A 12,931-nucleotide genomic window follows, 5' to 3' on the forward strand; every position below is an offset into this window, starting at 1 on the left:
TAATCGGGGAAGTCACACCATGATCCATCGTCGTCTTGCAGGTCTGGGCGCCGCCCTGTCGCTGCTGCTGGCCGGGCTGGCCGCGCCGGTCCTGGCCCAGTCGACGGAGGACGCCGGTCTGGCCCGGCGGATGGAGGCCCATGTGACCTTCCTTGCCCATGATGCCCTGGAGGGCCGGGATACGGGCTCGCGCGGCTATGAGCTGGCGGCCCTCTATGTCGAGAGCCACTTCTTCTCGCTAGGGCTGACCCCGGCGGGCAATGCCGAGCGGACCAGCTGGCGCCAGCCCGTCAATTTCGCCGAGATCAGCCTGTCTGCGGGCCAGCTGAGCTGGACCGGCCCGGACGGCACCGCCCACCGCTGGAGCCAGGGCGACGGCGTGGCCCTGATGCCGACGCAGGTCGGTGAGGTGGCCTTCGACACCGGCTTTGTCTTCGTCGGCTATGGCCTGGATGTGCCGAGCCATGGTCTGGACGACTATGCGGGGCTGGACGTCGAGGGCAAGGTGGTGCTGGCGCTCTATGGCATGCCCGAAGGTCTGCCCAGCGAACTGGCGGCCCATCTGGGATCGGCCAAGGCGACGACGGCATTTCAGCACGGCGCGGTCGGCTACATCATGATCCACTCGGCCGACACGCGGAATATCCCGTGGTCGGCCCTGATGGGCTATTTCGGGGAACCCCAGACCCGCTGGGCCACCGCCGACGGTGTGCCGCAGGGCGATGCGCCGGGGATCAGGGTCGAAGGTTTCCTGTCGCAGCCGACCACGGCCCTGCTGTTCGAGGCGGCCGGTCAGGACCTGCGGGCCATCCAGGACGCCGCTGCCGCCGGGACCTCGCCGAAGGGATTTGAAATCCCGGGTGCGGCCAGCGTCAGCCTGACGGCCGAAGCCCGCTATTTCGAGAGCCCCAATATCGTGGCCATGCTGCCGGGTTCGGATCCGTCGGTCGCCGATGAGGTCGTGGTGGTGATGGGCCATCTGGACCACGTCGGCATTTCGGATGACGAGAGCGCCGAGGACAGAATCTCCAACGGTGCCATGGACAATGCCTCGGGCATCGCCACCCTGATCGAGGTGGCCCGCGCCCTGTCGCTGTCGGATGAGCGTCCGCGCCGGTCGGTCATGTTCCTGGCGGTGACGGGCGAGGAACTGGGCCTGCTGGGCTCCAGCCGCTTTGCCGCCGACCCGACCGTGCCGCTGGAAAACATCGTCGGCGTGGTCAATCTGGACATGCCGATCCTGACCTATGACTTCGTCGATGTCGTCGCGTTTGGCGCCGACCACTCGACGCTGGGGACCATTGTTGCGGCGGCCACCGCCGAGGTCGGCGTCGCCACCGTTCCGGACTTCATGCCGGAAGAGAACCTGTTCGTGCGCTCGGATCACTATGAGTTCGTCAAGGTCGGCATTCCTTCGGTGTTTCTGGCGACCGGGCCGGGCGGAGAGGGGCGCGAAGCGATCGCGGCCTTCCTGCGGGACAACTATCACCAGGTCAGCGACCAGTCGGACCTGCCGTTCGACTGGACTGCGGCCGCCCGGTTCGTGCGGGTCAACACCTCGATCGCCCGGGCCATCGCCGATGGTGAGGACCGCCCCCTGTGGTACGAAGGCGATGAATTCGGCGACCTGTTCGACCCGGGGGGGCGCCGCGCCACCCGCCCCTGAGCCTGGCGGACACCCGTCCGCACCGATTTCAGCCTAGACTGACCGAGGCGGCGGGCGATTCGTCTACCGCTTCCCCTTTGTATTGATGCCATGACCCTGCACACCCCTCCGCCCGACGGCGGCCGTATCGTTGATGAGCCGATGGCGGACGCCCTGTCGCGGCGTTATCTGGCCTATGCGCTGTCGACCATCACCAACCGGGCGCTGCCCGATGTGCGGGACGGCTTCAAGCCCGTGCATCGGCGGATCCTGTACGCCATGCACCAGATGCGGCTGAACCCGCAGGCGGCGGCGCGCAAATGCGCCAAGGTCGTGGGCGATGTCATGGGCGGCTATCATCCGCACGGGGATGCCTCGATCTACGACGCCCTGGTGCGCATGGCCCAGGCCTTTGCCCAACGCTATCCGCTGGTCGACGGTCAGGGCAATTTCGGCAATATTGACGGCGATAACGCGGCGGCCATGCGCTACACGGAGTGCAAGCTGACGCCGGCGGCCGTGCTGTTGATGGAGGGGATCGACCAGAACGCGGTCGACTTTCGCCCCACCTATGACGATCAGGACCAGGAGCCGGTCGTGCTGCCGGCGGGCTTTCCGAACCTGCTGGCCAATGGCTCATCGGGCATTGCCGTGGGCATGGCGACCTCGATTCCGCCCCACAATGTCGGCGAGCTGATCGAGGCCTGTCTGATCCTGCTGGAGGACCCCGAGGCTTCGACCGAGACCCTGATGCAGCACATGCCGGGGCCGGACTTCCCGACCGGCGGCGTGCTGGTCGAGGGCAAGGCCTCGCTGCTGGAGACCTATGAGACGGGTCGCGGCGGCCTGCGCCTGCGCGCGCGCTGGGAGGTCGAACATCTGGAGCGCGGCACCTGGCGGATCGTCGTCACCGAGATTCCGTATCAGGTCCAGAAGGGCCGGCTGATCGAGGCGCTGGCGGATCTGATCGACCAGAAGAAGGCGCCGCTGCTGGGCGATGTGCGCGATGAGTCGGCTGAGGACATCCGGCTGGTGCTGGACCCGCGCGCGCGCACGGTCGAGCCCGAGGTGCTGATGGAGAGCCTGTTCCGGCTGTCCGATCTGGAAGTCCGTATCCCGGTCAATATCAATGTGCTGGATGCGACGGGCACGCCGGGGGTGATGGGGCTGAAGGCCTGTCTGCAGGCCTTCCTGGATCACCGCCGCGAGGTGCTGATCCGTCGCTCGAACTGGCGGGCAGAGCGGATTGAAAAACGACTGCATCTGTTGGAAGGCCTGCGGATCGTCTTCCTCAACCTCGACGAGGTGATCCGCATTGTCCGCGAGGAGGAACAGCCCAAGGCCGCGCTGATCTCCCGGCTGAACCTGACCGAGGTGCAGGCGGACTTTGTGCTCGACACCCGGCTGCGGCATCTGGCGCGGCTCGAAGAGATGGCCATCGAGACCGAGTACAAGGAACTGACCGAAGAGCTGGCCGGGCTGCGGGCGCTGATGGATTCCCGGGCGCGGCAGTGGAAGCGCATCGGTCAGGATCTGGCCGAGGTGCGAAAGGCCCTGCCGTCGCCCCGCCGCACGATCTTTGGCGAGGCGCCCGAGGGCGGTGCCAGCGCGCCGGTCGAGGCCTTCATCCCGCGCGAGGCGATCACGGTCATCCTGTCGGAACGCGGCTGGATCCGGGCGGCCAAGGGCAAGGTCGACGATCCGTCCGAGCTCAAATTCAAGGAGGGCGACAGCCTGGCCTTCCTGGTGCCGGCGTACACGACCGACAAGCTGCTGGTGGCGGCGACCGACGGGCGCATCTTCACGATCGGGGCCGACAAGCTGGCGTCCGGGCGCGGGCACGGTGAGCCGATCCGCCTGATGATCGATCTGGAGGAGGGCGCGGAGATCGTCGCCCTGCTGGCGCACCAGCCGGGGGCGAAGCTCTTGGTCGGATCCAGGGCCGGCTATGGCTTCGTCGCGCCGGAGGATGAGTTGCTGGCCCAGAAGCGCGGCGGCAAACAGGTGCTGAACGGCGAAATGGCGGTGTGTCTGCGCATCACCGGCGACCATGTCGCGGTGATCGGCGACAACATCAAGGCCCTGATCTTCCCGCTGGCCGAACTGCCCGAGATGAGCCGGGGCAAGGGCGTGAAGTTCCAGTCCTACCGTCAGGGCGGCATGGCCGATGCCACGGTCTTTGCCGAGGAGACCGGACCGGAGTGGGTCGATGGCGGCGGGCGCCGCCGCAACTGGCCCGACTGGCGCGACTGGGTCGGCAAGCGCGCTGCCGTCGGGCGTCAGGGACCGCGAGGTCTGCGCAAATTCCGCTGACGGCGCGGGTTTCCTTGCGGACATAACGCCGATTTCACTTGGGTGCGGGGATCGGTTCGCGCGATAAGGGCGTTCGTCAGCAAAGGAACCGCATCATGATCACCTGGATCGTTATCGGCGTCATCGTCGCCTTCATCCTGCTTGTCGTCGTCGGCGGCTACAACAGGCTGGTGGCGCTGGACCAGCGCGCGGACCAGTCGTTCGCCGACATCGATGTGCAGCTGAAACAGCGTCAGGACCTGATCCCTAATCTGGTCGAGACGGTGAAGGGCTATGCCACGCACGAGCGGGCCACGCTGGATGCCGTGACCCAGGCGCGCGCAGCCGCCGCCCGGGCGACCTCGGTCAACGACAAGGTCGAGGCCGAGAACATGCTGACGGCCACCCTCGGCCGCCTGTTCGCCGTGTCGGAGGCCTATCCGGATCTCAAGGCCAACACCAATTTCCAGCAACTGCAGACCGAGCTGTCGGACATCGAGAACAAACTGGCCGCCGCGCGCCGCTTCTTCAACAATGCTGTCTCGGAGTTCAACGCCGTCCGCCGCCAGTTCCCGACCGTGCTGTTCGCCGGCCTGGTCGGCTTTGGCTCGGACAAGCCCTTCTTTGACGTGGGCGAGGGTGAGCGCGCGGCCATGACCGCCGCCCCGCCGTCGGTGCAGTTCTAGCGTCCATGCAGGCTGTCGGCCTCCAGACCCATATCTGGGCGAACAACACCCGCTCGATCGTGTTGCTGGCCATGTTCCCGGTGCTGCTGGTGCTGGTGCTGTATGGCCTGCAACTGGTGCTTATGGGCTTTGGCATTATTCCGGGGTCGGGCGGCACCCTGGGCGACGACACGGCGCTGGCCGCTGGCATGCTGGGCTGGACCGTGCCGGCCGCCGTGGTGATGGCGGCCATCTGGTTCACCATCGCCTATTTCGGCAGCCAAGCGATGATCGATGCCATGACGGGCGCCCGCAAGGTCGAGCGGCGCGACAATCCCGAGCTTTATAACCTGCTCGAGAACCTGGCGATCTCGCGCGGCATGCGGACGCCGACCCTGCGGATCATCGAGACGGACCAGCTGAACGCCTATGCCTCAGGCCTGCATGAGGGGCGCTACAGCGTGACCGTCACGCGCGGCCTGATCAACACCCTGACCCGCGACGAGGTCGAGGCGGTGCTGGCCCATGAGCTGACCCATGTGATCAACAAGGATGTGCGGACGATGGTGATCGCCTCCATCTTTGCCGGGATTCTGAGCGTCATGGCCGAGCTGGTGTTTCGCGGCCTGTTTTTCTCGCGCGGCGGGCGGGGGAACAACAAGAATGCCGGCCCGCTGATCCTGATCGGGATCGCCATCGCCGCAATCGGCTTTGCCCTGGCCTTTGTCATCCGGATGATGCTGTCACGCACGCGCGAGTATGTGGCCGATGCGGGTGCCGTGGAGCTGACCAAGAACCCGGATTCCATGATCTCGGCCCTGCGCAAGATCGAGGGGCGTTCGACGCTGAAGGCTCCGGACGAATTGCAGGGGATGTTCCTCGACAATCAGCCGGAGAAGGCCGGGGTCATGGGGCTGTTCGCCACCCATCCCCCGATCCCGAAACGGATCGAGGCGCTGGTCAAGTTCGGCGGCGGCCGTGATTCCGGGCCGTGGTCGCAGCAGACCTACGCTTCCTCCACCTCGGTGCCCAGCGCCGGTTAGGGTGTGTACCCATAAAATCGCCGATGCGACGGGTCCGCTTACAAGCGGCAAGTCAATGTCCGCCTTCGACCCATTGCGGACTCCCCCATGGGACGCCATCGTGGCTCACGTCCAGCTTGTCAGGTGCCCGCTCCCGCAGTGGATGAGAACGTGGAGACACAGCCTTGCTTTAGATCGCCAGTTCCGTATCTGCGCTCGCCCTCTTGCCCGCTTGCGCATCGACTACAAATTTACGCAGATGAACTAACATCGAACCTGAATTATCTAACGGAGGCAGGCCAACCGCTTCTGGTGAGTCTAAAGATTTAACTGTCGGGGCAATGCTTAGTTGTATGATCAGATGATTAAAGCTATAGCACTATTTTTTATTCTGCTTAGTATGGATTGGGCTGGCATGCGATTAGTTGGCGGTCCAATGATTGTATCAATTTATAGCAGTGGTGCAACATTTGATGAGTCTATGGAACTTAAGTTCTACAGGGATATCGGATTTATCTGGCGCACTAGAACCATATTTATAGCGCTGGCAGTCATTTTTGCTATGATTGGTGATAATCAAAACATGGATATTTTCCTATTATCAATAGCATTTGGATGCATGGTTTTCTGGGGAGGATTTCTTTTTAGGGACATACTTAGAGCAAAAAAACTCATTACAAAAAGTGCGTCCGCATAGGTCATGATGCATTGATCACACGGACCGGTCGGTTAGTGGATCGTGATCTCAGCGACGAGGTGATGAATAGCCTGACAAAAGCGCGGTCGCGATGGGCGTTAGCGGCTGAAGTTCTCGCAGCCACCTAAGTCTGCGTTCCAGTGTCCGCTTCCCACCCCCAGCGGACATTCCGCGAGTCCGTTTTTTGGAGGGCGTCGCGCGTCGCTTATGAGCACACGACCTAGGGCAGGTCGCGCCAGCCCTCGCGGGTCAGGGCCTGAAGCGGGCGAAGGCGGGCCTTGTAGTCCATCCGGGCCGAACCCTGGATCCAATAGCCCAGATAGACAAAGGGCAGGGCCTGTTCGCGCGCCTGCATCAGGTGATCCAGAATGGCAAACTGGCCGAGACTGCGACGCGGCATGACCGGATCAAAGAAGCTGTAGACCATCGACAGCCCGTCCGAGAGTACATCGGTCAGGACCACCCCGACCAGGTCTCCGGGGCCGGCACCCGCGGCCGGCAGGCGGTATTCGATGAGGTGGGTGCGCACGGCCGTGTCCTCGACCATGGCGACATAATCATCCCAGCCCATGTCGCTCATGCCGCCGCCGGCGTGGCGGGCCAGCAGATAGCGGCGCAGCAGGTCGAACTGCTCCATGGTGGCTTCGGCCTCCACCTGGTCGCGGGTCAGATCGGCATTGCGGTGAAGGACGCGCCTCTGCGAGCGCGAGGGCGAAAAGCCGCAGACCGGCACGCGGACCGAAACGCAGGCGTCGCATCCCTCGCAGGCCGGGCGATAGGCGATGTTCTGGCTGCGGCGGAAGCCGGCCTGTGTCAGCTCGTCATTGACCCCGGCTCCGTCGCTGAACGGCAGGTTGGCGAAGACCTTGCGTTCGATTTTGCCCGGCAGATAAGGGCAGGGGGCCATGGCGGTCAGATAGAAGCGCAACTGACGCTGGGGCACATGCCGGGTCATGACTGTGCTCCGGGCCGGGCTCCGGTCTCCCGGACACGGGAATGGACGTCTCGGCCTGTCGGACACGCACCACGCATGCAGGGATGGGAAACCAGTCCGCGCTCGGGCGCAAGGCCCTTCGCCATCAAGGCGCTAAGGGCGGGGGCCGGTGTCACAGGCTGGTATCGCGGGGCAGGACCGGCGCCTCGCGCAACAGAATGATCGAAATCCGCCGGTTGCCCGCCAGGCTGGGGTCATCGGGATAGAGCGGCTCTGACCCGGCCTTGCCGTTGACCGAATAGATCCGGTCCACATCCACCCCGGCCCCTTCGAGGATGGAGCGGGCGGCGTCGGCGCGCCTTGCCGACAGGCTCCAGTCGCCCGGGGCGCTGGACCGGTTCGACCCGGCGACCGAGCTGGTGTGTCCGGTGATCGAAATGCGGTTCGGCAGGGCGGTGATGATGCGCGCCACGGCCCGCAGCAGTATCTGGGCGCGCGGGTTGGGGCGTGCGGAATTCTCTTCGAACATCGAGCGGCCCTCCTGATCGACGATCTGGATGCGCAGTCCTTCGGGGGTCTGGTCGATGATCAGCTGCTTCGACAGTTCGGCCAGTTCGGGCATCGACTGCATGGCCTGGCGCAGGGACTCGGCGGCGCTGGCAAAGTCGGCCGCCTCGCGCCGGGCGATCTCTTCGCGCAGGGCCGTCTCGCTGGCGGCGGCCAGATGGCTGCTTTGTCCGGCTTGGTCCGGGGCGTCGGGGGCTTCGGGCGCCATTTGCGTGATGACCGACATGGAGCCCGAGCTCTTGGAGCCGTCATCCCCCAGGGCCGTCCCGCCCAGAATGCCGCCCGAGCCCGATGTGGTGGCCGAGATGCTGGCCGGGGCGAAATATTCGGCGATGCCGCGCTTCTGTTCGGGGTCGGTGGTGTTGATCAGCCACATGAGCAGGAAGAAGGCCATCATGGCCGTCACGAAGTCGGCGTAGGCCACCTTCCACGCGCCGCCGTGGTGGCCGTGTCCCGCAACCTTCTTGACCTTCTTGATGAGGATCGGACGATCGCTCAGGGACATGGGCGCCTCACTGGATTGGGCGCATCCTTGGTCGATCAAGGTTAAGGCGACGTTTCCCGTGTCGCCCGGCTTGTGTGCCCCTGCGTGGGCGTTAAGGTCGCCGCGTGACCGACTTCTCCTCCCCTGAACCCGACGGCGCGGAAGGCCGTGCCTATCGCCGCGCCATGGGGGCCTTTGCCACCGGCGTCTGTGTGGTGACGGTCGAGGGGGCCTCGGGCCCGGTCGGCATGACGGTCAATTCCGTAACCTCGGTGTCGCTGGAGCCGCGGCTGTTGCTGTGGTGTCTGGACGACAGCGCCGAGCGGGCCGGGGCGTTTCTGCAGGGCAAGCCCTTTTCGGTCCATGTGCTGGGCGTGGATCAGGCCGGCTGGGCGGACCGCTTCAGCCGGGGTGACTGCCGGCTGGCGGCGGAAGAGACAGGGCAGGCGGAAACCGGGGCACCGGTGCTGAAGGGCGGCCTGGCGCGCTTTGACTGTGTGCTGCACCGGCAGATATCCATGGGGGATCATCAGATCCTGGTCGGACGTGTTGAGCATTTCGAGGCCCATGAAGGGGCCGGCCTGACCTTCTTCCGGGGCCGCTATGGGCGCATCCAGGAGGGCGTGGAATGAAGGTCGCATTTTCCGGTCTGGGTGTGATGGGCGCCCCCATGGCGGGGCATCTGGTCGCGGCGGGCCATGAGGTCATCGGCCACAACCGCAGCCCGGCCAAGGCCGAAGCCTGGGCGAAGACGACCGGCGGGACGGCGGCAGGCACGGCGGCCGAGGCCGCACGGGGCGTGGACCTGTTCATCCTGTGCGTCGGCAATGACGACGATGTACGCGAGGTCGTGGGGGCGGCCTTGCCGGAGTTGGCCCCCGGCGCGGTGATTGTGGATCATACTACCACTTCGGCCCGGGTGGCGCGCGACATGGCGGCCGTCGCGGCCGAGCGGGGCATGGCCTTCCTCGACGCGCCGGTCTCGGGCGGGCAGGCCGGGGCCGAGGCGGGCAAGCTGAGCATCATGGTCGGCGGCGACGCCGGGGCCCTGTCCCGCGTCGAGCCTGTGCTGACCGTCTATGCCAAGGCGATCAGGCACATGGGACCGGCGGGCAGCGGGCAGCTGACGAAGATGGTCAACCAGATCGCCATCGCGGGTGTGGTTCAGGGGCTGGCCGAGGCCGTGCATTTCGCCCGGTCAGCAGGTCTCGACACGGACGCCGTCTATGAGGCCATTTCGCAGGGTGCGGCCCAGAGCTGGCAGATGGACAATCGCTGGAAGACGGCGGCCGCGGGTCAGTTCGATTTCGGCTTTGCCGTCGACTGGATGCGCAAGGACCTGGGGCTGGTGCTGGAAGAAGCCCGCGCCAATGGCAGCCATCTGGCCATTACCGCCCTGGTCGACCAGTTCTATTCCGAGGTTCAGGCCATGGGCGGGGCCCGTTGGGACACCTCAAGCCTGGCCGCGCGCTTGCAGGCCCGCAGGCGGACCTAGCCCAGGAATTTCACCTCGCCCGTCTGCATCTGTTTAACGGCGGCGACAACCTTGAGGGTGCCGGCCTCCAGCGCATCGGCCAGCGAGGCGTCGGCTACGCGCAGCTTGTCGGCGACCCGCAGGGCGTTCAGCTCGACGGCCTTGACCGCCATGTCCGTCGCGTCCGACCGGCGGGCCTCGAGCACTGCGGGAATGATGGGCACGATCATTTCCTCCAGCGACGGGTCGAGCGGCATGGCCCCGTCGACGATGGCCTCGGCCGCCGCCACCGCCCCACAGCCGGTATGCCCCATGACCACCACCAGAGGACAGTTCAGGTGTTTGACTGCATAGACGATGGAGGCGAGGCCGCGACGGTCGACGGTATTGCCTGCCACACGAATTGAGAACAGTCGTCCAAACCCCTGATTAAAAAGAATAGTGGGTGGTGTCCGGCTGTCGGCGCATCCGACGATGGTGGCAATCGGATTCTGTCCGCCCTGCAGCGGTTCCAGATCATCCACCTTGACGTAGCCGAGGTTATTTTCGCCACGCAGGAAGGCCTCATTGCCGGCTTTCAGTTCGGCCAGGGCCTGATCGGGCGTCGGACGCGCGGGAGGCGGCGGCGCAACGGGCTGGGCCGCAGGCTCCATGGGCCGTTCGAGAGTGGTCGCGCCGCCCGGCCCGTCGCCGAGGGCGGTTACGGCGCGCGGCGCCTTCTTTCCAAAGCCGAAGAACCCCATGCACCCCCCGGAAACGCGAACGGCAGACGACCCCAGCGCCTGACGCCTGAATGGTTAACAGCGTTCGGCGTAAATCCGGTGACAGTGCGTCTCTGTCAAGCGGTCAGCGATTGAGCCATTCGGCGACGCGCGGGGCGAAGTAGCTCAGGACGCCGCTGCAGCCCGCACGCTTGAAGGCGCCGAGGCTTTCGAGGATGGCGCGCTCCTCGTCCAGCCAGCCGGCGTCGATGGCCCCCTGCATCATCGCGTACTCGCCGGACACCTGATAGGCGAAGACCGGAACCGAGAAGGTCTGACGAACCCGCTGGATTATATCGAGATAGAGGGTGCCCGGCTTGACCATGACGGCGTCGGCACCCTCGGCCAGGTCCATGGCGACCTCGCGCAGGGCCTCGTCGGAATTGGCATGATCCATCTGATAGGTGCGCTTGTCGCCGACCAGGGCTTTGGCGGACCCCACCGCATCGCGGTAGGGCCCGTAGAAGGCCGAAGCGTATTTGGCGGCATAGGACAGGATCATAACGTCCTGATATCCGTTGGCTTCCAGCGCCTCCCGGATGGCCTGAACCCGCCCGTCCATCATGTCGGAGGGGGCCACGACATCGGCCCCGGCATGGGCATGGATGAAGGCCTGTTCGGCCAGTCGCTCCAGCGAGGCGTCGTTCAGCACCCGACCGTCCTCGACCACGCCGTCGTGGCCGTGGTCGGTGTAGCAGTCCAGCGCCACATCGGTGATGACGCCGATGTCGGGGACAGCGGCCTTGATCGCGCGGATGGTCTCGGGGACCAGGCCGTCGGGATTGGTGGCCTCGGTGCCGACCGAGTCCTTCAGCGCATTGTCGACATTGGGAAACAGGGCGACGGCCGGAATGCCCAGATCGCGCGCCTGTCGGGCGGCTTCGACGGCTGCGGCGGTCGACAGGCGGTCGACGCCGGGCAGGGTGGCGACCGGCACCCGGTCGGCCTTGCCGTCGTGCAGGATCAGCGGCCAGACCAGATCGGCCGGGGTCAGGGTCGTCTCGGCGACCAGACGCCGCACCCAGGGCTGGCTGCGCAGGCGGCGACCGCGGGTCAGGGGAAAGCTGGCGGGAAAGACGGGCGTGGACATGCCGCCTCATAACCCTTGCCGGGCGGACGGCAAAGCCGCAGCCGGTCGCCGGGGGTTCAGTTTGCGCCGCCATGCTCTAGAAGGCCTGCGACAGGACAAGAGAGGACCCCCATGGATTTCGCCCTGACCGAAGACCAGCGCGCCATTCAGGACGCCGCCCGCGCCTTTGCCGAGGCCGAGCTGGCGCCGCACAGCGCCGAATGGGACGAGACCAAACATTTCCCGGTCGACGTCATGCGCCAGGCCGCTGAGATGGGGTTTTGCGGCATCTACACCGGCGAGGAGCACGGCGGCATGGCGCTGGGCCGGGTCGAATCGGCGGTGATCTTCGAGGAGTTGTCGCGCGGCGATGTCTCGACCGCGGCCTTCATCTCGATCCACAATATGGCGACCTGGATGATCGACAGCGTCGGCTCGGCCGAGCTGCGCGCCCGCTATGTCCCGGCGCTGGTGACCATGGAGAAGATCGCCAGCTACTGCCTGACCGAGCCGGGCTCGGGCTCGGATGCGGCGGCGCTCCGGACCACGGCGGTGCGGCACGGCGACCACTGGGTGCTGAACGGATCCAAGGCCTTCATCTCGGGTGCGGGCTCGTCGGATGTCTATGTGGTGATGGCCCGCACGGGCGGGGACGGGCCCAAGGGCATTTCGACCTTCGTCGTTGACAAGCACGCGCCGGGCCTCAGCTTTGGCGGGCAGGAACGCAAGATGGGCTGGAACAGCCAGCCGACCGCCATCGTTCAGTTCGATGACTGCCGCGTGCCTGCCGAAAACCTGCTGGGACAGGAGGGGCACGGTTTCCGCTATGCCATGATGGGGTTGGATGGTGGACGGCTGAACATCGCCGCCTGTTCGCTGGGCGGGGCGCGGCTGGCGCTGGAAACGGCGCAGGACTACGTCGCCAGCCGCAAACAGTTCGGCAAGCCGATCGGCGACTTCCAGAACACCCAGTTCAAGCTGGCCGATATGGCGACGCAGCTGGAGGCCGCCCGCCTGATGGTGCTGCGCGGCGCCTGGGCCATCGACACCAACCATCCCGAAAAGACCAAATGGTGCGCCATGGCCAAGCGGCTGGCGACGGACGCCTGTTTCCAGATCGCCGACGAGGCCCTGCAGCTGCACGGCGGCTATGGCTATCTGAAGGACTATCCGCTGGAACGCATCGTCCGCGACCTGCGGGTGCACCGCATCCTGGAAGGCACCAATGAAATCATGCGCGTCATCACCGCGCGGGAGATGATGCGGCAATGAGGGGCACGTCCTCTTTGCCCTGGTCGTGGTGGGCCCTGGTGGCCCCATG

Annotated in this window: 12 protein-coding genes; 8 read left to right on the top strand and 4 right to left on the bottom strand. The window is 65.7% G+C overall.

The genetic code is table 11. The annotated features are described in order from the left end of the window. Positions 1–19: 19 nt before the first annotated feature. From IBJ06_RS05075 to IBJ06_RS05095, 5 genes are all read left to right on the top strand, one after another. Complete coding sequence (locus IBJ06_RS05075) at positions 20–1,666, top strand: M20/M25/M40 family metallo-hydrolase (RefSeq protein WP_292157871.1); 1,647 nt, start codon at positions 20–22, stop codon at positions 1,664–1,666. Between the two features lie 90 nt (positions 1,667–1,756). Further along, on the top strand, positions 1,757–3,958 hold the full coding sequence (gene parC / locus IBJ06_RS05080; RefSeq protein ID WP_292157873.1) for a DNA topoisomerase IV subunit A: 2,202 nt from the start codon (positions 1,757–1,759) through the stop codon (positions 3,956–3,958). A gap of 95 nt (positions 3,959–4,053) precedes the next feature. Next, a complete protein-coding gene (locus IBJ06_RS05085; RefSeq protein WP_292157875.1) occupies positions 4,054–4,623 on the top strand; it encodes a LemA family protein in 570 nt (189 codons plus the stop codon). A gap of 5 nt (positions 4,624–4,628) precedes the next feature. Next, positions 4,629–5,645 carry a M48 family metallopeptidase gene (locus IBJ06_RS05090; protein ID WP_292157877.1) on the top strand — a complete coding sequence of 339 codons (1,017 nt, stop codon included), beginning with the start codon at positions 4,629–4,631 and terminating at the stop codon, positions 5,643–5,645. A 340-nt stretch (positions 5,646–5,985) separates the two neighbouring features. Beyond that, positions 5,986–6,321 (top strand): hypothetical protein, encoded by a 336-nt coding sequence (locus tag IBJ06_RS05095; RefSeq protein WP_292157879.1) that lies wholly within the window; start codon positions 5,986–5,988, stop codon positions 6,319–6,321. A gap of 220 nt (positions 6,322–6,541) precedes the next feature. Here IBJ06_RS05095 and IBJ06_RS05100 read toward each other — a convergent pair whose 3' ends face one another. Beyond that, positions 6,542–7,276, bottom strand: coding sequence for an arginyltransferase (locus tag IBJ06_RS05100; protein WP_292157881.1), 735 nt, complete (start codon positions 7,274–7,276; stop codon positions 6,542–6,544). A gap of 151 nt (positions 7,277–7,427) precedes the next feature. After that, positions 7,428–8,327, bottom strand: a complete 900-nt coding sequence (locus IBJ06_RS05105; RefSeq protein WP_292157883.1) for a flagellar motor protein MotB — start codon at positions 8,325–8,327, stop codon at positions 7,428–7,430. A 104-nt stretch (positions 8,328–8,431) separates the two neighbouring features. On the opposite strand from IBJ06_RS05105, the gene IBJ06_RS05110 reads away from it, so the two are divergent. Both IBJ06_RS05110 and IBJ06_RS05115 read left to right on the top strand, forming a co-directional pair. Then, positions 8,432–8,938: a flavin reductase family protein gene (locus tag IBJ06_RS05110; RefSeq protein WP_292157885.1), complete on the top strand. Its 507-nt coding sequence runs from the start codon at positions 8,432–8,434 to the stop codon at positions 8,936–8,938. After that, entirely contained in the window at positions 8,935–9,801 is an 867-nt protein-coding gene (locus IBJ06_RS05115; protein WP_292157887.1) for an NAD(P)-dependent oxidoreductase, read from the top strand. The genes IBJ06_RS05110 and IBJ06_RS05115 overlap by 4 nt, the downstream gene beginning before the upstream one ends. On the opposite strand, the gene IBJ06_RS05120 is transcribed toward IBJ06_RS05115, so the two are convergent. Beyond that, positions 9,798–10,523 (bottom strand): carbonic anhydrase, encoded by a 726-nt coding sequence (locus tag IBJ06_RS05120; protein ID WP_292157889.1) that lies wholly within the window; start codon positions 10,521–10,523, stop codon positions 9,798–9,800. The genes IBJ06_RS05115 and IBJ06_RS05120 overlap by 4 nt on opposite strands. A 103-nt stretch (positions 10,524–10,626) precedes the next feature. Next, a complete protein-coding gene (gene hemB, locus IBJ06_RS05125) occupies positions 10,627–11,631 on the bottom strand; it encodes a porphobilinogen synthase (RefSeq protein WP_292157890.1) in 1,005 nt (334 codons plus the stop codon). Between the two features lie 111 nt (positions 11,632–11,742). Here hemB and IBJ06_RS05130 point away from each other — a divergent pair, with 111 nt between their 5' ends. After that, entirely contained in the window at positions 11,743–12,882 is a 1,140-nt protein-coding gene (locus IBJ06_RS05130; protein WP_292157892.1) for an isobutyryl-CoA dehydrogenase, read from the top strand. Positions 12,883–12,931 lie beyond the last annotated feature (49 nt).

The organism is Brevundimonas sp., from assembly GCF_016742135.1.
In the GTDB taxonomy this organism is placed as follows: Bacteria; Pseudomonadota; Alphaproteobacteria; order Caulobacterales; family Caulobacteraceae; genus Brevundimonas.